This is a genomic window from Streptomyces sp. NPDC086519 (assembly GCF_040686075.1).
GTDB classification, from domain to species: domain Bacteria; phylum Actinomycetota; class Actinomycetes; order Streptomycetales; family Streptomycetaceae; genus Streptomyces; species Streptomyces shenzhenensis.
In genome coordinates this window covers 26059-48691 of record NZ_JBFBJL010000034.1, presented here as the reverse complement: position 1 = coordinate 48691, position 22633 = coordinate 26059, and the positions used below count along the sequence as shown (strand labels likewise).

Annotated in this window: 19 protein-coding genes and 1 riboswitch; of the genes, 7 read left to right on the top strand and 12 right to left on the bottom strand. The window is 72.2% G+C overall.

Going from position 1 to position 22633, the window contains the following annotated elements; all coding sequences use genetic code 11:
* Positions 1-28 precede the first annotated feature (28 nt).
* Complete coding sequence (locus AB0P24_RS28875; RefSeq protein ID WP_365798993.1) at positions 29-871, bottom strand: sulfurtransferase; 843 nt, start codon at positions 869-871, stop codon at positions 29-31.
* Positions 872-1184: 313 nt separating this feature from the next.
* Here AB0P24_RS28875 and AB0P24_RS28870 point away from each other — a divergent pair, with 313 nt between their 5' ends.
* Positions 1185-1988, top strand: coding sequence for a VOC family protein (locus AB0P24_RS28870; RefSeq protein WP_365798991.1), 804 nt, complete (start codon positions 1185-1187; stop codon positions 1986-1988).
* A 58-nt stretch (positions 1989-2046) separates the two neighbouring features.
* Here AB0P24_RS28870 and AB0P24_RS28865 read toward each other — a convergent pair whose 3' ends face one another.
* Entirely contained in the window at positions 2047-2676 is a 630-nt protein-coding gene (locus AB0P24_RS28865) for a TetR/AcrR family transcriptional regulator (protein WP_365798989.1), read from the bottom strand.
* Positions 2677-2788: 112 nt separating this feature from the next.
* On the opposite strand from AB0P24_RS28865, the gene AB0P24_RS28860 reads away from it, so the two are divergent.
* Both AB0P24_RS28860 and AB0P24_RS28855 read left to right on the top strand, forming a co-directional pair.
* The gene (locus tag AB0P24_RS28860) at positions 2789-3841 is read left to right on the top strand and encodes an aldo/keto reductase (RefSeq protein WP_365798987.1); all 1053 of its coding nucleotides are present in this window, start codon (positions 2789-2791) and stop codon (positions 3839-3841) included.
* Positions 3842-4001: 160 nt separating this feature from the next.
* Positions 4002-4715: an NACHT domain-containing protein gene (locus tag AB0P24_RS28855; RefSeq protein ID WP_365798985.1), complete on the top strand. Its 714-nt coding sequence runs from the start codon at positions 4002-4004 to the stop codon at positions 4713-4715.
* Here the strand turns inward: AB0P24_RS28855 and AB0P24_RS28850 are convergent.
* Positions 4658-5041: a hypothetical protein gene (locus tag AB0P24_RS28850; protein WP_365798983.1), complete on the bottom strand. Its 384-nt coding sequence runs from the start codon at positions 5039-5041 to the stop codon at positions 4658-4660. The genes AB0P24_RS28855 and AB0P24_RS28850 overlap by 58 nt on opposite strands.
* Positions 5042-5445: 404 nt before the next feature.
* On the opposite strand from AB0P24_RS28850, the gene AB0P24_RS28845 reads away from it, so the two are divergent.
* Both AB0P24_RS28845 and AB0P24_RS28840 read left to right on the top strand, forming a co-directional pair.
* Positions 5446-6801 (top strand): DEAD/DEAH box helicase, encoded by a 1356-nt coding sequence (locus AB0P24_RS28845; protein WP_365798981.1) that lies wholly within the window; start codon positions 5446-5448, stop codon positions 6799-6801.
* Positions 6802-6981: 180 nt separating this feature from the next.
* Positions 6982-7224 (top strand): DUF5302 domain-containing protein, encoded by a 243-nt coding sequence (locus AB0P24_RS28840; protein ID WP_365798979.1) that lies wholly within the window; start codon positions 6982-6984, stop codon positions 7222-7224.
* Between the two features lie 208 nt (positions 7225-7432).
* On the opposite strand, the gene AB0P24_RS28835 is transcribed toward AB0P24_RS28840, so the two are convergent.
* From AB0P24_RS28835 to AB0P24_RS28820, 4 genes are all read right to left on the bottom strand, one after another.
* The gene (locus AB0P24_RS28835) at positions 7433-8083 is read right to left on the bottom strand and encodes a thymidine kinase (RefSeq protein WP_365798977.1); all 651 of its coding nucleotides are present in this window, start codon (positions 8081-8083) and stop codon (positions 7433-7435) included.
* A gap of 40 nt (positions 8084-8123) precedes the next feature.
* Positions 8124-9317 (bottom strand): nucleotide pyrophosphatase/phosphodiesterase family protein, encoded by a 1194-nt coding sequence (locus AB0P24_RS28830; RefSeq protein ID WP_365798976.1) that lies wholly within the window; start codon positions 9315-9317, stop codon positions 8124-8126.
* Complete coding sequence (locus AB0P24_RS28825; protein WP_234537088.1) at positions 9317-9913, bottom strand: DUF5998 family protein; 597 nt, start codon at positions 9911-9913, stop codon at positions 9317-9319. Before AB0P24_RS28825 ends, AB0P24_RS28830 begins: the two co-directional genes overlap by 1 nt.
* A 133-nt stretch (positions 9914-10046) precedes the next feature.
* A complete protein-coding gene (locus AB0P24_RS28820; RefSeq protein ID WP_365798974.1) occupies positions 10047-12953 on the bottom strand; it encodes a GNAT family N-acetyltransferase in 2907 nt (968 codons plus the stop codon).
* 176 nt (positions 12954-13129) lie between these two features.
* Between AB0P24_RS28820 and AB0P24_RS28815 the strand changes: the two genes are divergently transcribed.
* Complete coding sequence (locus AB0P24_RS28815; protein WP_365798972.1) at positions 13130-13411, top strand: HPr family phosphocarrier protein; 282 nt, start codon at positions 13130-13132, stop codon at positions 13409-13411.
* 286 nt (positions 13412-13697) lie between these two features.
* On the opposite strand, the gene AB0P24_RS28810 is transcribed toward AB0P24_RS28815, so the two are convergent.
* The 4 genes from AB0P24_RS28810 to AB0P24_RS28795 all read right to left on the bottom strand — a co-directional run bounded on the left by AB0P24_RS28810 (position 13698) and on the right by AB0P24_RS28795 (position 18597).
* On the bottom strand, positions 13698-14393 hold the full coding sequence (locus AB0P24_RS28810) for a GntR family transcriptional regulator (RefSeq protein WP_365798970.1): 696 nt from the start codon (positions 14391-14393) through the stop codon (positions 13698-13700).
* A 258-nt stretch (positions 14394-14651) separates the two neighbouring features.
* Positions 14652-15407, bottom strand: coding sequence for a M23 family metallopeptidase (locus tag AB0P24_RS28805; protein WP_365798968.1), 756 nt, complete (start codon positions 15405-15407; stop codon positions 14652-14654).
* A gap of 12 nt (positions 15408-15419) precedes the next feature.
* Positions 15420-15583: riboswitch (cyclic di-AMP (ydaO/yuaA leader) on the bottom strand.
* A 225-nt stretch (positions 15584-15808) separates the two neighbouring features.
* Positions 15809-17197 carry a pitrilysin family protein gene (locus tag AB0P24_RS28800; RefSeq protein WP_365798966.1) on the bottom strand — a complete coding sequence of 463 codons (1389 nt, stop codon included), beginning with the start codon at positions 17195-17197 and terminating at the stop codon, positions 15809-15811.
* Entirely contained in the window at positions 17194-18597 is a 1404-nt protein-coding gene (locus tag AB0P24_RS28795) for a pitrilysin family protein (protein ID WP_365798964.1), read from the bottom strand. Before AB0P24_RS28795 ends, AB0P24_RS28800 begins: the two co-directional genes overlap by 4 nt.
* A gap of 278 nt (positions 18598-18875) precedes the next feature.
* On the opposite strand from AB0P24_RS28795, the gene AB0P24_RS28790 reads away from it, so the two are divergent.
* Positions 18876-21332, top strand: a complete 2457-nt coding sequence (locus AB0P24_RS28790) for a DNA topoisomerase IV subunit A (protein ID WP_365798962.1) — start codon at positions 18876-18878, stop codon at positions 21330-21332.
* Here the strand turns inward: AB0P24_RS28790 and AB0P24_RS28785 are convergent, their stop codons facing one another.
* Positions 21333-22403 carry a GTP-binding protein gene (locus AB0P24_RS28785; protein ID WP_365798960.1) on the bottom strand — a complete coding sequence of 357 codons (1071 nt, stop codon included), beginning with the start codon at positions 22401-22403 and terminating at the stop codon, positions 21333-21335. It lies immediately after the preceding gene.
* Positions 22404-22633: the final 230 nt, after the last annotated feature.

Genomic DNA, 22633 nt, shown 5'->3' with positions numbered 1-22633 from the left:
ATGGAGTACGGCTGCCCTGCGGCTGCCGCTACTGCGGGTCGGGGCCGACCGCCACCGGACGGGACGGGTCGGCGGACCACTCCGACCACGAACCGACGTACAGCGCCGCGTCGATGCCCGCGACGGCCAGCGCCAGCACCTCATGGGCGCCGGAGACACCCGAGCCGCAGTACACGCCCACCTCCGCCCCGTCAGAGGCACCCAGGCCCTTGAACCGGTCGCGGAGTTCGGCGGCGGGCAGGAAGCGGCCGTCCGCGCCGACGTTCTCGGTGGTCGGCGCCGACACCGCGCCCGGGATGTGCCCGCCGACCCGGTCGATCGGCTCCACCTCACCCCGGTACCGCTCCCCCGCACGGGCGTCGAACAGCACACCCGAGCGGGCCAGCGCGGCCGCCCCGTCCGCGTCGAGCAACTGTCCCGTCCCCGGAGCCGGTTCGAAGTCACCCTCGACCGGCTCGGTCACCTCAGTCGAAAGAGCGCCCTCCCAGGCCGGCAACCCGCCGTCGAGGACCCGCACGTCCGGGTGACCCGTCCAGCGCAGCAGCCACCAGGCACGCGCGGCCGCCCAGCCCTGTCCGCCGTCGTAGACGACGACCGGCCGGCCCGCCGACACCCCCGCGCGGCGCATCGCCGCACCGAAGACGGCCAGGTCGGGCAGCGGATGCCGGCCGTTCGCGCCGGGTGGCGAGGCGAGTTCGCCGTCCAGGTGCACATAGACGGCGCCCGGCAGATGCCCCGCCGCGTAGGCCGCCCGGCCGTCGAAGGGCGGCGTGCCGGGCGCGGTCAGCTGCCAGCGGACGTCCAGCAGCACGGGCGGGGTCGGCCCGGCCAGGTCGTCGGCGAGTTCGGTTGCGGTGATGATGGCTTCCATGGCCCCATCCTTACGCCAGGGGTGGCCGCATCGTCCAGGGACCACTACTCTGCTCGGCCGGACAGGCTCGATCACCCGGCGTACGGGATCGGGCACTTGCTGTACAGCCGATGGACACTCGTCGGCAATCCACCGGAAACGGGCGAGAAACGGCAGATCAGGCATCCTCCCGGCGAAGCCGCTCCACGGCCCTGGACGCAAGGCGCCACGGAGGGTGCGAGCATCGGCACGGTGCGTGTCCGCGGCTGCGGCGCAACCGGTCCGGACAGCGGAAGCGACACGGCCACCGCGAGGGGCCGAGGAGAGAGTGACGATGACCGAGGTACGGGGCGCGGCCGGCCCGAACGGCGACACGCACGCTCGGCGCGCGCCCGGCACCCCCTGCAGGGTGAGTCTGATGGTGCACGGCTTGACCGCGACCGAGGAGTTCTACGGAGCCCTGTTCGGCTGGGAGTTCGAGCCCGGACCCCAGCAACTCGGCCCCTACGCGCGAGCCCTGCTCGACGGTCGGGAGGTCGCGGGCATCGGGCAATTGCCGCCGGACCTGCGCCTGCCGACCGCCTGGACGCCGTACTTCGCCTCGGACGACGTGGATCTGACGGCGGAGACGGCCCGGCTGTGCGGGGGCACGGTGGGTGTCGGCCCGCTGGACGCGGCCGAGGCCGGGCGGATGGCCATCGCCTGCGACCCGTCGGGCGCGGTGTTCGGCATCTGGCAGGCCTCGGCCCACCTGGGCACCTCTCTGACGGGCGTCCCGGGCACACCGGTCTGGAACGAGCTGCTCACCTTCGAGACGTCGAGCGTCGCCAAGTTCTACCAGGCGGTGTTCGGTTACGAGGAGGAACCGGTGCTGGCCGCCGGCTTCGACTACGTGACCCTGCACGTCGGGGGCCGCCCGGTGGCCGGCATCCACGGCGTCGGACTCTCGCTGCCCCGGGAGCGGGGACCGCACTGGCTGACGTACTTCGAGGTGGCCGACGTGGACGCGACCGTGCGGGAGGTCGCCGAGCTGGGCGGGCAGGTGCTGAAGCCGGCCCGGGACAGCGCGCACGGGCCGGCCGCGACGGTGGCCGACCCGGAGGGCGCGGTCTTCTCGGTGGTCCAGAGCCCGCGCTGAACCGGCGCCCGATGACCCCTCACGGTGACCCGCCCTCGGCGACGGATGCGGAGGCCGGTCAGGCGCGGCTTTCGCCGCCCCGCAGGTACGCTCCCGCACGCGCGGCGGCCGCGGCGGCCTCGGCGGCCTGGTCCGCGGCGGCCTCGTCGAGGCGGTCGCCGCTGGTCAGCAGGCGGTAGTAGAGAGGGGCGGAGACAGCCCGGATCACCTCGCGGACATCGGTGCCCGCAGGCACCTCACCCCGGTCGATGGCCTGCTGGACACAGGGGGCCCACTCCGTGACGCGGATGTCGTAGAAGCGGTGCAGGGCCTCGGCTGCCTTCGCCTCGCAGGTGGCGGCGGCGATCACCGCCTTGAACAGCGCTCCTTGCCGCGGGTCGGCCAGGGTGCGCTGCACGAGCCGGGCGTTGGCCTTGAGGTCGCCGAGCAGCGAGCCGGTCTCGGTACGCGGCAGTGACTGCTCGGCCATGTCCAGCAGGAGATCGGCCACCAGGCTGGTGACCGTTCCCCAGCGGCGGTAGACGGTGGTCTTGCCCACCTCGGCACGGCGCGCGATGTCGGCGAGGTCCAGGTGGGCGAAGCCGTGCTCGGCCAGGGCGTCCCCAGCCGCTCGCAGCACCGACGCCCGCACCCGCGCCGTGCGCCCTCCTGGACGGACGGTCCCCGGGTCCGCACCCTCAAACCCCATAACGGGACTCCAGTTTCGTTAATCACTCGTACCTGCTACGTTGAGGCCCACATTAACGGAACTCCAGACCCGTTAGCCAGATCGAGCGACGAGAGACGAGAGAGGGACGGCCATGGAATACAGGCGGCTGGGCGCATCCGGCCTCAGGATCCCCGCACTGAGCTTCGGCGCGGGCACCTTCGGCGGCCAAGGGCCGCTGTTCGGTGCCTGGGGCACCACCGACGCGCGAGAAGCACGCCGTCTGGTGGACATCTGCATCGATGCCGGGATCACGATGTTCGACACCGCCGACGTCTATTCCGGCGGGGCCTCCGAGGAGGTGCTGGGCGAGGCGATCAAAGGCCGCAGGGACCAGGTGATCGTGTCCACCAAGACCGGTCTGCCGATGGGCGACGGCCCGAACGACGCGGGCACCTCCCGGTCACGCCTGATCACCGCATGCGAGGACGCCCTGCGCCGGCTCGGCACCGACTACATCGACCTGTTCCAGCTGCACGCCTTCGACGCCGGCACGCCGATCGAGGAAGTCCTGTCCGCACTCGACGAGCTCGTCCGCGCGGGGAAGGTCCGCTACCTCGGCATCTCCAACTTCTCCGGCTGGCAGGCGATGAAGTCCCTCGCGAGCGCGGACAGACACGGCCACCCGCGCTACGTCGCACACCAGGTCTACTACTCACTCGTCGGCCGCGACTACGAATGGGAGCTGATGCCCCTCGGGCTCGACCAGGGCCTCGGCGCCGTCGTCTGGAGCCCGCTCGGCTGGGGCCGGCTCACCGGCCAAGTCCGCCGCGGCCGGCCGCTGCCGGCCCGCAGCCGGCTGCACCGCACCGCGGACTACGGCCCGCCGGTCGAGGACGAACACCTCTACCGCGTGGTCGACGCCCTCGACGAGATCGCGCGGGAGACCGGCAGGAGCATTCCGCAGATCGCCATCAACTGGCTGCTGCAGCGGCCGTCCGTCTCCTCCGTCATCATCGGCGCCCGCGACGAGGACCAGCTTCGCCAGAACCTCGGTGCCGTCGGCTGGACGCTCACGCCCGACCAGATGGCGAGACTCGACGCGGCGAGCGTCAAGACAGCGCCCTACCCGTACTTCCCTTACCAGCGCCAGGAGGGCTTCGCCCGCCTCAACCCACCGGTTGTCGCGTCTGCGCCCGCCGCATGACGTGACGTCAGGCACGAACTGAGTTCTGAGCGCCGGGGACGGCTGAGTACAGCGGGAAGGCCGACAACGGGGGCGGACAGACGCTCCGCCGGCCGCCGCCGAGCGCGGGCTCGCGCGGAGTCTCCTGTTCCGGTGGCGTGCCGAGGCCGACGCCTGGGACATGGCCGATCCCGAGCCGCTGCCCGTGCGCTGGACGCCCAGCCGACGAGTCGCGTCCGCCGGGGAGTACGTGCCCGTGGGCTCCGGGGCCGACACCATCGCCGGGACCTTGCCCAGGCTCCAGCCCCGACGGCGGCTGGTCGTGCTGGGCAACGCCGGGTCCGGCAAGACCGTGCTCTCCGTCCTGCTCACCCTCGAACTCCTCGCCCGGCGGCTCACACAGGGCGAGGACGACGTGCCGATCCCGCTCGTGCTGTCGTTGGAGTCCTCGGACACCCGGCGGCAGCCGCTGACCGAGTGGCTTGTGGACCGGCTGCGGCAGGACCACGCCGGTCTGCCGCCCGTGGACAGCGTCCATCCCGCCCGGCGGCTCGTAACGGAGCGGCGGGTACTGCCCGTCCTCGACGGCCTCGACGAACTGCCCGGGCACCGCCGCGCCGAGGCCCTCGACGCCCTCGACGCCGGCCTCGGCAGTCAAGGGGACGTCGTCCTGGTCTCCCGCACGGCCGAATACGCCCGCCTCGACCAGGAGGGCAAAAGGCTGCGGCACGCCACGGTCATCGAATCGCTGCCGCTGCGCCCCGACGAGGTCGCGGAATACCTGCGTCAGGCCCAGCCCCGGGCTCCCGCGCCACCGCCCCGTCGTGCACGGCTCGGTCAGCCACCGAGGTTGATGGAACCGTGCACGTCCCGCGTCTGGATGACGGTGCTCTGAGTGCCCCCGGAGACCACGTTGCGTACGTCGCCCGCGCCGGTCCGCGTGCCCTCCAGTGCCTCGGCCTCCCGCCGCCAGGCCGCCAGCGCCTCGGCGAAGGCGGGGTCCTGCCGGGCGCGGAGAGCCAGTGCCCGCGCGAGTTCCACAGCCCGCTCCGAGTTGTCGGGCGCCTCGGCGAGGGCCGTCAACTCGCCCTCGTCGTACGGCTCTCCGTCCGACGGCCGTCGCCTGACCAGGTTTCGCAGGGACGTCCAGATCTGCTCCCCGGCCGCGCCCGCGGTACCGCCGGCAAGGGCCATGAGCAGTTCAGGTGCGATCGGGACCACGATGCCCTCCACCTTCTCCCACGCACAGGTCGTAGGTCGAGCGTAGGGCACGGTGGGCACGCGGGGCCCGGGGCCGGAGGAGGAATCTCGCCGTCGGACGGATGTGACCGGCCGGACGTCCAGGCCCTGCCGTCGTCCCCTGGTACGGATCCGGTGTCAGGACAGCGCCTGTCGCCGAGGCCGAGGCCGAGGGTCCTGTCCCTCCGGAGCCGGTCGGTGCGTCATGGAAGGCGCGTGTTATTCTCATGCTTTTGCGTGCTCGTGACGGTTGGCGATCCCGACTGTCCGGTTCCTCGCACTCGTCTCGTTCGCCTTGTTTGTCTTGTCTGTCTTGTCTGTCTTGTTCCTCGGCTGATCATTCCTACCGTGCCTTCCTCGGTACGTCCGCATGCGGAAGGCTCTTCATGAATCACCCTGACCGCCCCGCTTCCTTCGCCGGCCTGGAACTGCCGGCCGAGGTGCTGCGAACGCTCAGCGAACTCGGTGTGCGCGAGCCCTTCCCGATCCAGGCGGCCACGCTGCCCGACGCCCTCGCGGGACGCGACGTCCTGGGGCGCGGGCGCACCGGATCGGGCAAGACGCTCGCTTTCGGCCTGCCGCTGCTCGCACGGACGGCTGGCCGGCGCGCGGAACCGAAGCAGCCCCTGGCGCTGATCCTGGTGCCTACCCGCGAGCTGGCCCAACAGGTCACCGAGGCGCTTGCGCCGTACGCAGAGGCACTGCGGCTGCGGATGGCCACGGTCGTCGGCGGCATGTCGATCGGCCGGCAGGCCGCCGCGCTGCGCGACGGCGCCGAGGTGGTCGTCGCCACCCCAGGCCGTCTGCACGATCTCATCGAGCGCAAGGCCTGCCGCCTGGGACGGGTAGGGATCACCGTCCTCGACGAGGCCGACCAGATGTGCGACATGGGCTTCCTGCCGCACGTGACCGAGTTGCTCGACCAGGTGAACCCCGACGGTCAGCGGATGCTGTTCTCGGCCACCCTGGACCGCGACGTCGACCAGCTGGTCCGCCACTACCTCCACGCCCCCGTCGTCCACTCGGTCGACCCGTCCGCGGGCGCGGTCACCACGATGGACCACCACGTCCTGCTGGTCCACGGCCCCGACCGGTACGCCGTCACCACGGAGATCGCCGCCCGCGACGGCCGCGTACTGCTGTTCCTGAACACCAAGCACGCGGTCGACCAGCTCACCCGGCATCTGCGGGCCGCCGGAGTACCCGCCGCGGCCCTGCACAGCAGCAAGTCCCAGCCGCAGCGCACACGGACCCTCGCGCAGTTCAAGAGCGGCCAGGTCACCGTCCTGGTGGCGACCAATGTCGCGGCCCGTGGCCTGCACGTCGACGACCTCGATCTCGTGGTCAACGTCGACCCGCCCACCGATCCCAAGGACTACGTGCACCGCGCCGGCCGCACCGCCCGGGCCGGTGGCTCCGGCAGCGTCGTCACGCTGGTGCTGTCGGGCCAGCGCCGCGAGATGAGCCGGCTGATGGCAGAGGCCGGCATCGAGCCGACCATCACCAAGGTCCGCTCGGGCGAGGCGGAGCTGAGCCGGATCACCGCGGCCAAGGCCCCCTCCGGCACCCCGCTCGACGGCGGGCCCGCCGCACCCCGGCCCAGAAACTCCAACGCTCCCTTCCGTGGCCTGGGCACCAGCAAGGACACCTCCCGCGGCGCCGGCGGCAAGTCCCGAAAGGCCGGCGAGGCACGCAAGCTCGCCGAGGCCCGCAAGGCGGCCCTGGTGCGTCGCGGCGGCTGAGCCGTTCAGGAGCTGGGCCCCGGTCCGGGCATGCCCTGCGCCTACGAGATGAGCCCCTGCGGCATGCCCGGACTCAAGGCGATACGCGCCGAAACCGAGCCAAGATGATGTTGCCTGCGCACCGCACCGCGCCCGGCATGACAAGCTGTGCTTCTCACTGCCCGAGCTCAGGAGGTCGCCATGACCGCAGACTCCGCGTCCGAAGAAGATTCGGGGTCGCCCGACCCCGAGACGTCCGCTCCGGCACCCGACGGCGAGGGGCACGACGACCTGAAGCGCAAGTTCCGGGAAGCCCTGGCGCGCAAGCGCGGTGTGCAGGCGGACGCCGCCGACGCCGCTGGGAACGCCGCCGCGTCGAAGGTCCGTTCGGCGCACGGCCCGGCTGCGAGCCAGCGGTCGTTCCGGCGCAAGAGCGGTGGCTGAGTCCGTCAGCTCCGCGATCCGGCCGCCCTGCACCGCACCCTCCCGGCACCACGTGCTCGCGCGCCCGGTGCCGGGGCCCGGGAGGTGGGCATACCCGCGTGCCGGCCGCCGGTTCAGGTCGTGACCGACGGTCTCCACCTGTGGACACGGATCCCACCGCGGTTGGCGTGGGCCGACGGCGTCACCGCGGTGGACCTGGTCCTGTCCCTCAAGAAGGGGCGAACGGCAGGACGTCCGGCGACAGCTCGCCGGCACGCGCGGCGGCGCTCGTCAGGCGGCGGCGGTGATGACGTCGGCACAACACCTCGTAACCGACCTCCGCGGCCGGGCGGTTCACGTCACCGACGACGACCTGCTCGCCCTCCACGACCATCTCGCCGCCCACCGTGCGGGCGTTGTGCGTGGCACGTGCCCCGCACCAGCACATCGCCTCGACCTGAAGGGTCTCGATCCGGTCCGCCAGCTCGATCAGCCGCTGCGAGCCCGGAAAGAGCCTGGTCCGGAAGTCGGTCGTGATCCCGAAGGCGAAGACGTCGAGGCCCAGGTCGTCCACGACCCGCGCCAGCTGATCGATCTGCTCCGGGGCGAGGAACTGCGCCTCGTCCACGATCACGTAGTCCACCCTGCCGCCCTTCGACAGCTGGCCGACCAGGTAGGCGTGCAGATCCATGCCCGAAGCCGCCTCGACCGCGTCCGTCACCAGGCCCAGCCGCGAGGAGAGCTTCCCCTCCCCCGCTCGGTCGTCCCGGGTGAATATCACACCCTCCAGACCCCTCGCCGACCGGTTGTGACCGATCTGCAGAGCGAGTGTCGACTTCCCGCAGTCCATCGTTCCGGAGAAGAACACCAGCTCGGGCATGGGGAGTCGAGCACCTTTCGGTCAGTGGCGGGGCAGGGTGTCAGGAGCGTACTTCGAGCAGCGGCACGAGCTGCTCGGCGGGGGTCATCGAGCCGTGGTTGCCGACCATCGACGACTCCTTGGGCTCCCGCTCGGACGCGATGATCAGGACGTCGTCGTGCGCGGCCGCGAGGACGTCGCCGATCCGTTCGTACACCCGCTCGTCGAACCGGTCCGGCGGGCCGAACCAGCCCGCCGTGATCGCCTCGTCCCGCGAGGCCACCCAGAACTGCTCGCCGAGCACCTCGCGCCAGCAGGCCAGGACGTCGTTCGCGGCGCCGGGCACCGCGTAGACGTGCCGGGCCCGCCCCTCGCCGCCGAGCAGGGCGACGCCGGCGCGCAGCTCCCAGTCCGCGTCGAAGTCGATGCGGTGCTGCTCGTCGAACGGGATGTCGACCATGCCGTGGTCGGCGGTGACGTACAGCGCGCTGCGCGCCGGGAGCTGTTCGGCGAGCCGCTGGGCGAGCCGGTCGACGTGCATGAGCTGGCCGCGCCAGGTGTCGGAGTCGACGCCGTAGCGGTGCCCGGCACCGTCCAGTTCGGCGTAGTACGTGTACACCAGGGAACGGTCGGCGGCGGCGAGTTGCTCCGCCGCGAGGTCCATGCGCTCCTCGCCGGTCAGCCGGCCGTGAAACGTTCCGCCGCTGAGCGCGACCTTGGTGAGCGGGGTGTGCTCGAAGGCCGGGGAGGACACCTGGGCCGCGTGCACGCCGGCGTCCTGGGCGAGCTGGAAGACGGTGGGGTACGGCTGCCAGGGGCGTGGGGCGGTCCACGGATGCCAGCGGAGCTGGTTCATCAGCTCACCGGTGGCCGGGTTGCGGACCGTGTAGCCGGGCAGGCCGTGGGCGCCGGGCGGCAGGCCGGTGCCGACGGAGGCGAGGGAGGTCGCGGTGGTGGCCGGGTAGCCGGCGGTGATCGGCCGTCCCGTGCCGCCGCGCGAGCTGCCCAGCAGCGCGGTGAGGAAGGGCGCCTCGTCCGGGTGGGCCTTGATCTGCTCCCAGCCGAGCCCGTCGACCAGGAAGACGCAGTTGCGGTCGGCGGGCGTCAGTTCCGTGATCGACGCGGTCGTTCCGGGTACGGCCATGCCCGCGGCCAGGGTGGGCAGCAGGTCGGCGAGGGAGCCGCTGCCGTACTCGGGCAGCGGCGCGGAGCCGAGGGCGAGCGGTTCGGGATGGTCCCAGGCGGCGTACGCCATCAGCGGGTGACGTCCGCGGTCGCCTCGGAGATGGCCTGCGCGAAGGCGAGCGCCTGGCGCACCGTCTCCGGGCCGTCCCCGGCCTCGCTGACCCGCAGGCTGAGGTCGTCCGCCGTGGAGTTGCCGGTGTATCCGTGGTCGGCCTCGCAGTTGGGGTCGCCGCAGGCGGCGGGCTCCAGGTCGATGCGGGAGACGGCACCCCAGCCGATGGTCAGCACGATCTCGCGGGGCAGCGTGCCCGGCGTGTACTGCTCCGGGTTGGCCACGACCCGGCTGACCACGACCGACGAGATCCGGCCGAGCTTGACCGACTCGGTGGAGGTGGTGGCGTACGGGGTCGGGGAGGTGCTGTCGGCGGCCTGCTCGTCGGTGTGGCTGACGATGAAGCGGTTGCCGGTGAGGACGAGCACCGTCACATGCCGCCGCACCTCGTTCTGGTCGAACGTCGTCTCCTGGTGGACCAGGTACGACTGGATCGGCTCGCCGCCCACGGCGGCCTCCACCGCCTCGGCCACGAGGGCCGGGTAGTAGCCGCTGCGCTCGATCGCGACGCGCAGCCCCTGGGTCGTCGTACTGGTCTTGGCCATGGCGTCCATCCTAATCCGTGGTCAAGGGGACCCGGGCCAGTCGCGCACGGCCGCGTCCGGGGCCGCCGCCGTCGCCCGCGGCCGGATCGAACACCGCCGACGGGTGCGGGCGTTCGCCCCGGCCGACGGGGCACGGTGGCGGTCAGTAGGCGGGCAGGGTGCGCGGGCCCAGATCGTCACGGGCCGGCGGTGGCGCGAGGCGCACGGTGGCCCCCAGGACACTCACGCCGTGCCGCGCGACCACGACCGGTTCCAGGGTGACCGCGACCACCTCGGGGTGGTCGTCGACCAGCCGGGAGACCCTGAGCAGCAGCTCCTCCAGGGCAGGCGTGTCGACGGGGTCCGAGCCGCGCCAGCCGAACAGCAGGGGCGCGGTCCGGATCGAACGCACCAGCGAGGTCGCGTCCCGGTCGGTGACGGGAACCAGCCGGTGCGCCATGTCGCCGAGCAGCTGCGAGGCGGCTCCGGCGAGGCCGAAGGACAGCACGGCCCCGGCGGCCGGGTCGATCACGGCCCGTACGACGGTGTCGACGCCCCGGGGTGCCATTCGCTGCACCACCGGCCGCAGCTCCTCGGGCGCCCCGAACAGCTCGCTCAACTCGTCGTACGCGCGGCGCAGTTGCTCTTCGTCCGCCAGGTCCAGCCGCACTCCGCCCAGATCGGCGCGGTGGCGCAGGTGGGGGGCGGTGGCCTTGAGGGCGACGGGATAGCCGAGGGTGCGGGCGGCTTCGACGGCGGCCTCCGGGGTGGGGGCGGGCAGCGCGCGGTGCACGGCGATGCCGTACCTGCCGAGGAGCCGGCAGGTCTCCTCGACGCCGATGGCGAGTCCCTCCCCCCGCTCCAGCAGGGCGCCGATCAGCTCGGCGGCCCCCTTCTCGTCGATGTCGTCGTACTCGGGCACCTTCCCGGGCTCGGCGGCCTCGCGCCGCCACTGCCCGTACTTCACGGCTTCGGCGAGGGCGCGGACGGCCCGCTCGGCGGCGGGGTAGGCCGGGATGAGGCGGGAGCAGGGGTGGGGGGCGGGGGGCTTGGGGGACGGGGGCAGCGCGACGGACGGCGTCTCCGCTTCCGCCGTTACCCCGGTGGCTTCCGCCGTTACCCCGGTGGGCAGGCGCTCCGCAGGGCGGGACGGGCGGGCACCGCCACCCGTGCCGGGTGCCGTCGCACCTGCGTGCGGTGCGGTACGGCCCGCGGCGGAAAGCGCCTCCGCAAGCCCCCCGAGCTCCACGTGCACCACGAGAACCGGCTTCCCCGGAACCTCTTCGGCCGCCGACCTGAGCGCCTCCGCCAGCTCCGCGTCCCCGACCGCACCCTCTCCGATCGTCGGGATCGCCGTGACGACCACCGCGTCGCACGACTCGTCCGTCAGCGCCTGCGACAGCGCCCGGCGGAAGTCCTCGGCACTCGCCCGCGTCGTCAGGTCCAGCGGCCGGGCCGGCCGCAGCCCCTCGGCCAGGCACCGGTCGTACGTGAGCAGCCCGAGCGACTCCGAGTTCCCGAGAATCGCCACCCGCGGCCCGGCCGGCAGCGGCTGCCGCGCGAGCAGCAGCCCCGCGTCGACCAGCTCGGTGATCGTGTCCACCCGGATCACCCCGGCCTGCCTCAGCAGCGCGGACACCGTGGCATGCGGCAGCCGCGTGGCCCGTATCGCGTGGCCCGGCGGGGCCTGCCCCGCGCCCTGCACCACGACCAGCGGCTTCGCCGTCCCCGTCCGCCGGGCGAGGCGGGTGAACTTGCGCGGGTTGCCGATGGACTCCAGGTACATGAGGACGACGTCGGTCTCGGGGTCGTCGTACCAGTACTGGAGGACGTCGTTGCCGGAGACGTCCGCGCGGTTGCCGGACGAGACGAAGGTGGAGACGCCCGTGGTGCCGGTGACGCCGCCGCCGCGCCGCTGCAACCGGGACAGCAGGGCGATGCCGATGGCGCCGGACTGCGCGAACAGGCCGATGCGGCCGGGGCGGGGCATCTCGGGCGCGAGGGAGGCGTTCAGCCGGACGTCGTCCGCGGTGTTGATGATCCCGAAGGCGTTGGGGCCGACGATGCGCATGCCGTACGTGCGCGCCTGCCGGACGAGCGCGCGCTGGCGCTCGCGGCCGTCGGGGCCGCTCTCCGCGTAGCCGGCCGCGAGGACGACGAGTCCCTGCACGCCGTGTTCGCCGCACTCGGTGACGACCTGGGGCACGTGCTCGGCGGGTACGGCGACCACCGCCAGGTCGACAGGGCCGTCGATGTCCCTCACCGAGCGGTGCGCGAGCACCCCGTCGACCTCCTTGAGGTCGTCCGGGAAGGCCTGGTTCACGGCGTGCAGGCGGCCGGTGTAGCCGGCGTCCCTGAGGTTGCCGAGGACGCTGCGGCCGACCCCGCCGGGCGCCCGGCCGACGCCGATCACGGCCACGGAGGAGGGCGCCAGCAGCCGTCGTACCGAACGGGCCTCCGCGCGCTGCTCGCGGGCGCGCTGCACCGCGAGGGAGCGGTCGGTGGGCTCCAGGTCGAACTCCAGGCGGACGACGCCGTCCTCGAAGCTGCGCTTCTGGGTGTAGCCGGCGTCCGTGAACACCTTGATCATCTTGCTGTTGGCGGGCAGCACCTCGGCGGCGAAGCGGCGGATCCCGCGCTCGCGCGCGACAGCGGCGATGTGCTCCAGCAGGGCGGAGGCGACGCCCCGGCCCTGGTGGGCGTCCTGGACGAGGAAGGCGACCTCGGCCTCGTCGGCGGGTGCGGAGGCGGGCGACCCGTCGGCGCCAATGCGGTCATAGCGTACGGTTGCGATGAACTCGCCGCCGATGGTGGCCGCGAGTCCCACCCTGTCCACAAAGTCGTGGTGCGTGAAGCGGTGGACGTCCTTGGCGGAGAGCCTGGGGTAGGGCGCGAAGAAGCGGTAGTACTTCGACTCGTCCGAGACCTGCTCGTAGAAGCTGACCAGGCGGTCGGCGTCATCAACGGCGATGGGTCGGATGCGCGCGGTACCGCCGTCGCGCAGCACCACGTCAGCCTCCCAGTGGGACGGGTACTCGTGCCGGTCCTGCGGGTCCGCCGGGGTCTGCATGGCCCCCAGAGTACGGCTCGCGTCCGACAATGGCGCGAGGCAGTCTGTGGAGGACGGAAGCCGGACCGAGGCCGCGGTCCGGCGGCACACCCGGAGCAACCGATGTCCGCTCCGGGGTCGCTTCACGGTATGGAAAACTGGTCTAGACAACCCTGAACACCGAAGGGCAGCATCACATGGCTGAGCGCCGCGTCAACGTCGGCTGGGCCGAGGGCCTCCACGCCCGCCCCGCTTCCATCTTCGTCCGAGCCGCCACGGCCGCAGGCGTCCCGGTGACGATCGCCAAGGCCGGGGGCAGCCCCGTCAACGCGGCCTCCATGCTGGCTGTCCTGGGGCTGGGCGCCCAGGGCGGCGAGGAAGTCGTCCTCGCCTCCGAGGCCGAGGACGCCGAGGCCGCCCTCGACCGCCTGGCCAAGCTGGTCGCCGAGGGTCTCGAGGAGCTCCCCGAGACCGTCTGAGCACCGGGCATCCGCACGTCCGGGGCCGGGCCGACTCCCACGGGGGACGGCCCGGCCCCGTCGTCCGCCCCGCATGTGCCGTCATTCCATGACAGCCGCACATGACTTCATGGCAGGGCCGCACACGGCTTTGCGAGGGATCCGCCCCCGAGTTCGTGAAGGCTCCGGCGCCCGGCTTTACCGCGGGCAGACGAAAGAAGCGCGACCGCTAATTCCCGGCGCGCGTGAATTAGGGCACAGAAAACAGGCCCCGCCGAATAACACTTCTTTGTATACGGTGCGCGTGTTAATGCCGCAGGCCCGACATGTTTACGGGGTGTTGCGAAGTCCTCACACCGTTCGCCCGTTCGGTGGTGCCGGAGAAGCGGAGCCGGTGGGAGACCGTCGAGCGCTCGGTGTGCAGTGCCGTGATCGCCCGGGCACGCTCGCCGTCGCCGCGCGCCACCGCGTCCACGATGGCGCCGTGCTCCGTCCAGGACTCCACGGGGTTGGCGGGCGTCTCCGTGGTGTACATCCAGGCGATCTTGTGCCGCAACTGGGTCAGTGTCGAGGTCAGGGCGTGGCTGCCGGAGGCCTGGGCGAGCGTCTCGTGGAACCAGCCACCCAGGGAGCGCAGGTCCTCGCTGTTGCCCCGCCTGGCCCGCTCCTGGCCCAGCCTGACCAGTCCGCGCAACACCTTCAGGTGGGCCTCGGTGCGGCGCTGGGCGGCCCGCAGAGCGCCGAGCGGCTCCAGGAGCATGCGCATCTCCAGCAGGTCGGCGGCCTCCTGCTCGGTCGGTTCGGCGACGCACGCGCCCGCATGCCGGCGCGTCACCACGAACCCCTCGGCCTCCAGGGTGCGCAGGGCCTCGCGGACCGGGACGCGCGAGACCCCGTAACGGCGGGCCAGGAGTTCCTCGGTGAGCCGGCTGCCTCGCTCGTAGACACCCGCGACGATGTCGTCCCGGATCGCCGTGCATACCGAGTGCGCCGGAATACGCATGACCGACCTCCGCCTTAATCCCCGTGAAACGCCGCCGAGTGGCGCCCGTTCCGTGACTCTATTGCAATGAGCCGGAATTTCCGACGGCGGGCCGGAATCCGGGGATATATTTTGGACACCGGGTGTACGAAAACGACGAAAGCCCCGGCACCGGGCCGGGGCTTCGGAAGATCTCACCGGATGTCGTCGGGCGTCCCCGGGACCTGGCCACGCCGCGTTTCCCACGGGGCGCGCCGCCCGGTCGCCCGCCGGCTCCTGTCAGACGTGCACGCCGTGCTTGCGGAGGTAGGCGACCGGGTCGACGTCGGAGCCGTAGTCCGGGGTGGTGCGGGCCTCGAAGTGAAGGTGGGGGCCGGTGGTGTTGCCGGTCGCGCCGGAGAGGCCGATCTGCTGGCCCGGGGTGACCTTCTGGCCCACCGAGACGCCGATGGACGAGAGGTGGCCGTACTGGGTGTACATGCCATCGGCCATCCTGATGACGATCTCGTTGCCGTACGCCCCGCCCCAGCCGGTGGAGACGACCGTGCCGGTGCCGACCGCGTGCACGACGGTGCCGCTGGCGGCGTGGAAGTCGATGCCGGTGTGGGTGCCGGAGGACCACAGGGAGCCGCCGGTCTGGTAGCCGGTGGACACGTAGGAGTCGCTGATCGGCGCGACGAAGGTGTTCAGGCGCTTGCGCTCGGCCGCGCGGGCGGCGCGCGCCTTGGCCGCGCGCTCCTTCCTGGCCTGCTCGGCGGCCTTCTGGCGGGCGGCCTCCGCGGCCGCCTTGCGCTCGGCGACGGCCTTCTGGGCCGCTGCCTGGGCGTCGATCTGCTCGGCGACGGAATCGCTCATCGTGATGACCGGGGTGAGGCCGGTCTGCTCGACGGAGTTCTCGGCGGCGAGCGCGGGGGCGGCCGAGACGGTGCCGATGACACCCGTGGTGGTGAGGGCCGCGATGCCGGCGGCCTGCGCGGTGGTGCGCTTCACCCGGCCGGGACGACGGTGCTTCCCGGAGGCGCACATGAACGCCATGTAGAGGCTGGTCCTTTCCTTCCCTCTCGCCTACCGGGTTAGCTGACGGGTTCGGAGCAGGAAGGTCTCCTACGGGCCCCCTCGCGGTACGCGCGGGCGCCCGATTCACCCCAGGGACTGCGTGGGTCCCCGGCTCCCCTGGCTCGCGCCGTACGGGGACTCGGCGATGGCTGTCCGGTGCCGCGGGCGCGGCGCACTGCCTGACGGACAGCCCGGAAGAACCTATGAGGGGCTGCTTTCAATGCCCAAACGGATCACGGCTTTTGTAGCGCATCCCACAGGGCAGACAGGCAACCTCCATCCCAATTCGGACATTCGAGAGCCCTGGTGGCCGTCGGCCACCAGGGCTCCGCACGCGCGCGTGGAGTTGCGTGCAGCTGCTCCGCCGGAGTCGCGTGCGGCTACTCCGCCGCGACGACCGTGACGCCGCCGATGCCGAGGGCCTCGACGGGCTCCTTGATCTGCGCCGCGTCCCCGACCAGGACGGTCACCAGGCGGTCCACCGGGAAGGCGTTCACGACCGCCGCGGTGGCCTCCACCGTGCCGGTGCCCGCGAGTTGCCGGTAGAGCGTGGCCTGGAAGTCGTCGGGCAGGTGCTGCTCGACCTGGTCGGCCAGGGTGCCCGCGACGGCCGCCGCCGTCTCGTACTTGAGCGGCGCCACCCCAACGAGGTTCTGCACGGCCACGTCGCGCTCGGCGTCCGTGAGTCCCTCGGCGGCGAGCGTGCGCAGCACCGTCCACAGGTCGGTCAGCGCCGGGCCGGTGTTCGGGGTGTCCACGGAGCCGCTGATGGCGAGCATCGAGGCGCCGGTGCCGTCGGGGGCGGAGCGCAGGACCTGCCCGAAGGAGCGGACGCCGTAGGTGTAGCCCTTCTCCTCGCGCAGGACGCGGTCCAGACGGGAGGTGAGGGTGCCGCCCAGGCAGTAGGTGCCGAGCACCTGGGCGGGCCAGACGCGGTCGTGCCGGTCGGGGCCGACGCGGCCGATCAGCAGCTGGGTCTGGACGGCGCCGGGGCGGTCCACGATGACGACCCGGCCGGTGTCGTCGGCGGAGACGGGCGGGACCGGCCGGGGCTGGGCGGTGGAGCCGCGCCAGGCGCCCAGGGTCTCGCCGAGCAGCTCGTCGAGGTCGATGCCGGTCAGGTCGCCGACGACGACCGCGGTGGCCGTGGCGGGGCGGACGTGCCGGTCGTAGAACGCGCGGACGGCGGTCGCGTCGATCTTCTCGACCGTGTCCTCGGTGCCCTGGCGCGGCCGGGACATCCGCACGGTGGCCGGGAACAGCTCCTTGTAGAGCTCCTTGGCGGCCCGGCGGCTGGGGTTGGCCAGCTCGTGCGGGATCTCGTCGAGGCGGTTGCGGACCAGCCGTTCGACCTCGCTCTCGGCGAAGGCGGGCGCCCTGAGGGCGTCGGAGAGCAGCCCGAGGCCCTTGGCGAGCCGGGAGGCCGGGACCTCCAGGCTGATCCGGACGCCGGGGTGGTCGGCGTGCGCGTCGAGGGTGGCGCCGGCCCGCTCCAGCTCGGCGGCGAACTCCTCGGCGGAGTGCTTGTCGGTGCCCTCGGAGAAGGCGCGCGCCATGATCGTGGCGACGCCGTCCAGGCCGGCCGGCTCGGCGTCCAGGGGCGCGTCCAGGAGTACCTCGACGGCGACGACCTGCTGGCCGGGTCGGTGGCAGCGCAGCACGGTCAGGCCGTTGTCCAGGGTGCCGCGCTCGGGGGCGGGGAAGGCCCAGGGCCTGGCCTCGCCGGGCTGCGGCCGGGGGTGGAAGTCCATGGTGGCGAGCTCGGTCACTTGGCCGTCTCCTCGTTCTCGTTGCCGGCCTCTACGGTCGCTTCCTGCTCCGGGTCCTCGCCGCGCCCCGCCTCCTGGGTGTGCTCCGCGGACTCCGCGGACAGCGGCTCGTAGACGAGCACCGCGCGGTTGTCGGGACGCAGGCGGGCCTTGGCGACCTCCTGGACCTCCTCGGGGGTGATCTGGAGAACGCGCTGGACGGCGGTCAGGGCGAGCTGCGGGTCGCCGAACAGGACGGCGAACCGGCACAGTTCGTCGGCGCGGCCCGCGACGGTGCCGAGCCGGTCCAGCCACTCGCGCTCCAACTGGGCCTGGGCGCGCTCCATCTCCTCGGGCGTCGGGCCCTCCGCGGCGAACCGGGCGAGCTCCTCGTCGATGGCGGCCTCGATGACCGGCACCTCGACGTCACCTGAGGTCTTCACGTCGAGCCAGCCCAGGGAGGGCGCCCCGGCGAGCCGCAGCAGCCCGAAGCCGGCGGCGACGGCCGTGCGGTCGCGCCGCACCAGGCGGTTGTAGAGCCGGGAGGACTCGCCGCCGCCGAGGACGGTGAGGGCCAGGTCGGCCGCGTCGGACGCGCGCGTGCCGTCCTCCGGGAGCCGGTAGGCGGCCATCAACGCGCGTGCGGGCACCTCCTCCACGACGACCTCGCGCAGCTGTTCGCCGATGACGTCGGGCAGCGAGCCGTCGCGCGGGGTGGGCTTGCCGTCGTGCGCCGGGATGGAACCGAAGTACTTCTCGATCCAGGCGAGCGTCTGTTCCGGGTCGATGTCGCCGACGACCGACAGGACGGCGTTGTTGGGCGCGTAGTAGGTGCGGAAGAACGCGCGGGCGTCCTCCAGGGTGGCCGCGTCCAGGTCCGCCATCGAGCCGATCGGCGTGTGGTGGTAGGGGTGGCCCTCCGGGTAGGCGAGCGCGGTCAGCTTCTCGAAGGCGGTGCCGTAGGGGACGTTGTCGTAGCGCTGGCGGCGCTCGTTCTTGACGACGTCCCGCTGGTTCTCCATCGACTCGTCGTCGAGGGCGGCGAGCAGGGAGCCCATGCGGTCGGCCTCCAGCCAGAGGGCGAGCTCCAGCTGGTGGGTGGGCATGGTCTCGAAGTAGTTGGTGCGCTCGAAGCTGGTGGTGCCGTTGAGCGAGCCGCCGGCGCCCTGGACGAGCTCGAAGTGGCCGTTGCCCTTCACCTGGGCGGAGCCCTGGAACATCAGGTGCTCGAAAAGGTGAGCCAGGCCGGTACGGCCCTTGACTTCGTGCCGGGAACCGACGTCGTACCAGAGGCAGACCGCCGCGACCGGGGTCAGGTGGTCCTCGGAGAGCACCACGCGCAGACCGTTGGCCAAGCGGTGCTCGGTCGCTGCCAGGCCTCCGGAGCCTGTCTCGGCCGTGGTCGTGTGACCCATGGGCATGTACGTCCCTTCGCTCGCGGAAGCGGTCTCGAACCGCGGTTTTTATGCCGGTCCTGCCACTGTATGCAAGCGTGCGGGGACCCGGCGAAGTTCCCGCACGACGTACGCCCACAGCGGATCGCACGGGCGGATCGCGTAGCCTGCGTCCCACCCGCCCTGTGACGGCTTCCGGCACCGGGGCGGGCCGCGGCGACCGGGCCCTGGCCCGGGTTGTCAGTGCCGCGGTCCACAATGGTCCGCGTCAGATCCGTTCACGCATGAGCAAGGAGCCGGCAGCGATGGCCCGCCGCAGCACGAAGACCCCGCCGCCCGACGACGCGTTCGAGGAGAGGATCCTCGACATCGACGTCGTGGACGAGATGCGCGGCTCCTACCTCGAGTACGCGTACTCGGTCATCTACTCGCGCGCCCTGCCGGACGCCCGCGACGGCCTCAAGCCGGTGCACCGCCGGATCGTCTACCAGATGAACGAGATGGGGCTGCGCCCCGAGCGCGGCTATGTGAAGTGCGCGCGCGTGGTCGGCGAGGTGATGGGCAAGCTGCACCCGCACGGCGACTCGTCGATCTACGACGCGCTGGTGCGCATGGCCCAGCCGTTCTCGATGCGCGTCCCGCTGGTCGACGGCCACGGCAACTTCGGCTCGCTGGGCAACGACGACCCGCCGGCCGCCATGCGGTACACCGAATGCCGGATGGCCGAGGCGACCAGCCTGATGACCGAGTCGATCGACGAGGACACGGTCGACTTCGCGCCCAACTACGACGGCCAGGAGCAGGAGCCGGTGGCGCTGCCCGCCGCCTTCCCGAACCTGCTGGTCAACGGCTCGTCGGGGATCGCGGTCGGCATGGCGACGAACATGCCGCCGCACAACCTCGGCGAGGTGATCGCGGCCGCCCGCCACCTGATCCGCTACCCGAACGCGGACCTGGGCACGCTGATGAAGCACGTCCCGGGCCCCGACCTGCCGACCGGCGGCCGGATCGTCGGCCTGGAGGGCGTCAGGGACGCCTACGAGACGGGCCGCGGCACCTTCAAGATCCGGGCGACGGTGGAGGTGGAGACGGTGACGGCCCGCCGCAAGGGTCTGGTCATCACCGAACTGCCGTTCACCGTCGGCCCCGAGAAGGTCATCGGCAAGATCAAGGACCTGGTCAACGCCAAGAAGCTCCAGGGCATCGCCGATGTCAAGGACCTCACCGACCGCGAGCACGGACTGCGTCTGGTCGTCGAGATCAAGAACGGCTTCGTGCCGGAGGCGGTCCTGGAGCAGCTCTACAAGCTGACGCCGATGGAGGAGTCCTTCGGCATCAACAACGTGGCGCTGGTGGACGGCCAGCCGCTCACGCTGGGCCTGAAGGAGCTCCTCGAGGTCTACCTGGACCACCGCTTCGACGTGGTCCGCCGGCGCAGCGAGTTCCGCCGCGGCAAGCGCCGCGACCGGCTGCACCTGGTGGAGGGCCTGCTCACCGCCCTCGTCGACATCGACGAGGTGATCCGTCTGATCCGCTCCAGCGAGAACAGCGCACAGGCCAAGGAGCGGCTGATCGGGCGCTTCTCGCTGTCGGAGATCCAGACCCAGTACATCCTCGACACGCCCCTGCGCCGACTGACCAAGTACGACCGCATCGAGCTGGACGCGGAGAAGGACAAGCTCACCGCGGAGATCGCCGAGCTGACCCGGATCCTGGACTCGGACGCGGAGCTGCGCAAGCTGGTCTCGGCGGAACTGGCCGCGGTGGCGAAGAAGTTCGGCACCGAGCGGCGCACGGTCCTGTTGGAGGCGTCGGGCGCTTCGGCGGCCGTGGTGCCGCTCCAGGTGGCCGACGACCCGTGCCGGGTGCTGCTGTCCTCGACGGGCCTGCTGGCGCGCACGACGAACGGCGAGCCGTTCCCGGAGGACACCGACGGCAAGCGCGCCAAGCACGACGTCATCGTCTCGGCGGTGCCCGCGACCGCGCGCGGTGAGGTCGGCGCGGTCACCTCGACGGGCCGCCTGCTGCGCATCAACGTCGTCGACCTCCCCCAGCTCCCGGAGACCGCGACCGCCCCGAACCTCGCCGGCGGCGCGCCCCTCTCCGAGTTCCTCTCCCTTCAGGACGGCGAGTCGGTGGTCTGCCTGACCACGCTGGACGAGTCCTCGCCGGGTCTCGCCCTCGGCACCGAGCAGGGCGTGGTCAAGCGGGTGGTTCCCGACTACCCGTCCAACAAGGACGAGTTGGAGGTCATCACCCTCAAGGAGGGCGACCGGATCGTCGGCGCGGTGGAGCTGCGCACCGGCGAGGAGGACCTGGTCTTCATCACGGACGACGCGCAACTGCTGCGCTACCAGGCCTCCCAGGTGCGTCCGCAGGGCCGTCCGGCGGGCGGTATGGCGGGCATCAAGCTCACGGAGGGCGCGAAGGTCATCTCCTTCACGGCCGTCGACCCGGCGGCCGACGCGGTGGTCTTCACGGTGGCCGGCTCGCGCGGCACGCTCGACGACTCGGTGCAGACCACGGCCAAGCTGACCCCGTTCGACCAGTACCCACGCAAGGGCCGGGCCACCGGTGGCGTGCGCTGCCAGCGGTTCCTGAAGGGCGAGGACTGTCTGTCCTTCGCCTGGGCGGGCCCGGTCCCGGCGAAGGCGGCCCAGAAGACCGGCACCCCGGCCGACCTCCCGGAGATCGACCCGCGCCGCGACGGCTCCGGCGTGTCGCTCCCGAAGACGGTGTCGGTGATGGCGGGTCCGGTCTAGTCAGACCTCGTCGCCGTCGTCAGGGCCTTCCGCCAGGCCCGGTACGTAGCGCAGGACGCCCCACATGCCGTGTTCGTCGGTGTGTGGGGCGTCGTTCGTGCACGCCTCCAGTTCCTTGCGCAGCGCGGCCTCGTCGATGCCGGAGCCGATCAGCACGAGTTGGGTGAGCCGCTCCTCGCCGGGCCCCCAGGCCTCGGGGTGGAACCGCAGAAACCGACCCACGGCATGCACGGCGTACCGGTTGCCCGTGTCGTACGGACCGAAGTCGACGTACCCCTTGATCCGGTAGAGCCCCTCGGGCCGGCTGTCGAGGAAGGCCATCAGCCGACGGGGGTCGAGGGGCAGCTCGGAGGCGAAGGACAGGCTGTCGTAGGCGGTGTGCAGGTGTCCCTCGTGCGTGCCGTCGTCGTGGCGGTCGTGCAGGTCGTCGAAGGACAGCTGTCCGAGGCGTTCCCCGCCCGGCCGGCAGTCGAACAGGAACTCGGGGTCGATACGGCCGTAGGTCGCGGGGACGACGGCGGCCCCGCGGTCGCTGAGCGACCGCACGATGCCGAGGACGCGCTCGCCGCCCGCCGCGGTCCGGTCGAGCTTGTTGACGACGACCAGGTCGGCGAGGGCGAGATGCCGGTCGATCTCGGGGTGCTTCGCGCGCGTACCGTCGAACTCGGCGGCGTCGACGACCTCGACGAGGCCGCCGTAGACGATCCCGGGATGCTCGCTGGCGAGCAGCATGCGGACGAGTTCCTGAGGTTCGGCGAGACCGCTGGCCTCGATCACGATGACGTCGACACCCGTGGCGGGGCGTGCCAGCCGCTCCAGGTAGACGTCCAGCTCACTGGCGTCGACGGCACAGCACAGGCACCCGTTGCCGAGCGAGACGGTCGAGTCGCCGAGGGCCCCGGCCACGGCCATCGCGTCGATCTCGATGGCTCCGAAGTCATTGACGATCGCCCCGATCCGGCTGCCCCCGCTGCGGTGCAGCAGGTGATTGAGGAGCGTGGTCTTCCCGGCCCCCAGGAATCCGGCGAGGACGACTACCGGGATCTGCCGGGAGGTGGGGCGCTGCTCCAACGGGGGCCTCTTTCGCACGGGAGGTGGTGGCGGACCGGTCCAGGATAGGAAACGGCCGGGCCACCCGCCGTGCCCCGTTCCGGTCAGGCGGTGACGGCCTCGGCCGCCTCCGGCCAGGGCCCCACGTACCGCGCCACCGCGCCACCGCGCCACCGCGCCACCGCGCCACCGCGCCACCGCGCCACCGCGCCACCGCGCCACCGCGCCACCGCGCCACCGCGCCACCGCGC

Excerpts from the sequence above, each read along its gene's own strand:
- AB0P24_RS28790 (WP_365798962.1), top strand. The coding sequence starts at position 18,876 with ATGGCCCGCCGCAGCACGAAGACCCCGCCGCCCGACGACGCGTTCGAG.
- AB0P24_RS28835 (WP_365798977.1), bottom strand. The coding sequence starts at position 8,083 with ATGCCCGAGCTGGTGTTCTTCTCCGGAACGATGGACTGCGGGAAGTCG.
- AB0P24_RS28805 (WP_365798968.1), bottom strand. The coding sequence starts at position 15,407 with ATGGCGTTCATGTGCGCCTCCGGGAAGCACCGTCGTCCCGGCCGGGTG.
- AB0P24_RS28870 (WP_365798991.1), top strand. The coding sequence starts at position 1,185 with ATGACCGAGGTACGGGGCGCGGCCGGCCCGAACGGCGACACGCACGCT.
- AB0P24_RS28840 (WP_365798979.1), top strand. The coding sequence starts at position 6,982 with ATGACCGCAGACTCCGCGTCCGAAGAAGATTCGGGGTCGCCCGACCCC.
- AB0P24_RS28810 (WP_365798970.1), bottom strand. The coding sequence starts at position 14,393 with ATGCGTATTCCGGCGCACTCGGTATGCACGGCGATCCGGGACGACATC.
- AB0P24_RS28795 (WP_365798964.1), bottom strand. The coding sequence starts at position 18,597 with ATGCCCATGGGTCACACGACCACGGCCGAGACAGGCTCCGGAGGCCTG.
- AB0P24_RS28855 (WP_365798985.1), top strand. The coding sequence starts at position 4,002 with ATGGCCGATCCCGAGCCGCTGCCCGTGCGCTGGACGCCCAGCCGACGA.
- AB0P24_RS28860 (WP_365798987.1), top strand. The coding sequence starts at position 2,789 with ATGGAATACAGGCGGCTGGGCGCATCCGGCCTCAGGATCCCCGCACTG.
- AB0P24_RS28865 (WP_365798989.1), bottom strand. The coding sequence starts at position 2,676 with ATGGGGTTTGAGGGTGCGGACCCGGGGACCGTCCGTCCAGGAGGGCGC.
- AB0P24_RS28875 (WP_365798993.1), bottom strand. The coding sequence starts at position 871 with ATGGAAGCCATCATCACCGCAACCGAACTCGCCGACGACCTGGCCGGG.
- AB0P24_RS28825 (WP_234537088.1), bottom strand. The coding sequence starts at position 9,913 with ATGGACGCCATGGCCAAGACCAGTACGACGACCCAGGGGCTGCGCGTC.
- AB0P24_RS28820 (WP_365798974.1), bottom strand. The coding sequence starts at position 12,953 with ATGCAGACCCCGGCGGACCCGCAGGACCGGCACGAGTACCCGTCCCAC.
- AB0P24_RS28845 (WP_365798981.1), top strand. The coding sequence starts at position 5,446 with ATGAATCACCCTGACCGCCCCGCTTCCTTCGCCGGCCTGGAACTGCCG.
- AB0P24_RS28815 (WP_365798972.1), top strand. The coding sequence starts at position 13,130 with ATGGCTGAGCGCCGCGTCAACGTCGGCTGGGCCGAGGGCCTCCACGCC.
- AB0P24_RS28830 (WP_365798976.1), bottom strand. The coding sequence starts at position 9,317 with ATGGCGTACGCCGCCTGGGACCATCCCGAACCGCTCGCCCTCGGCTCC.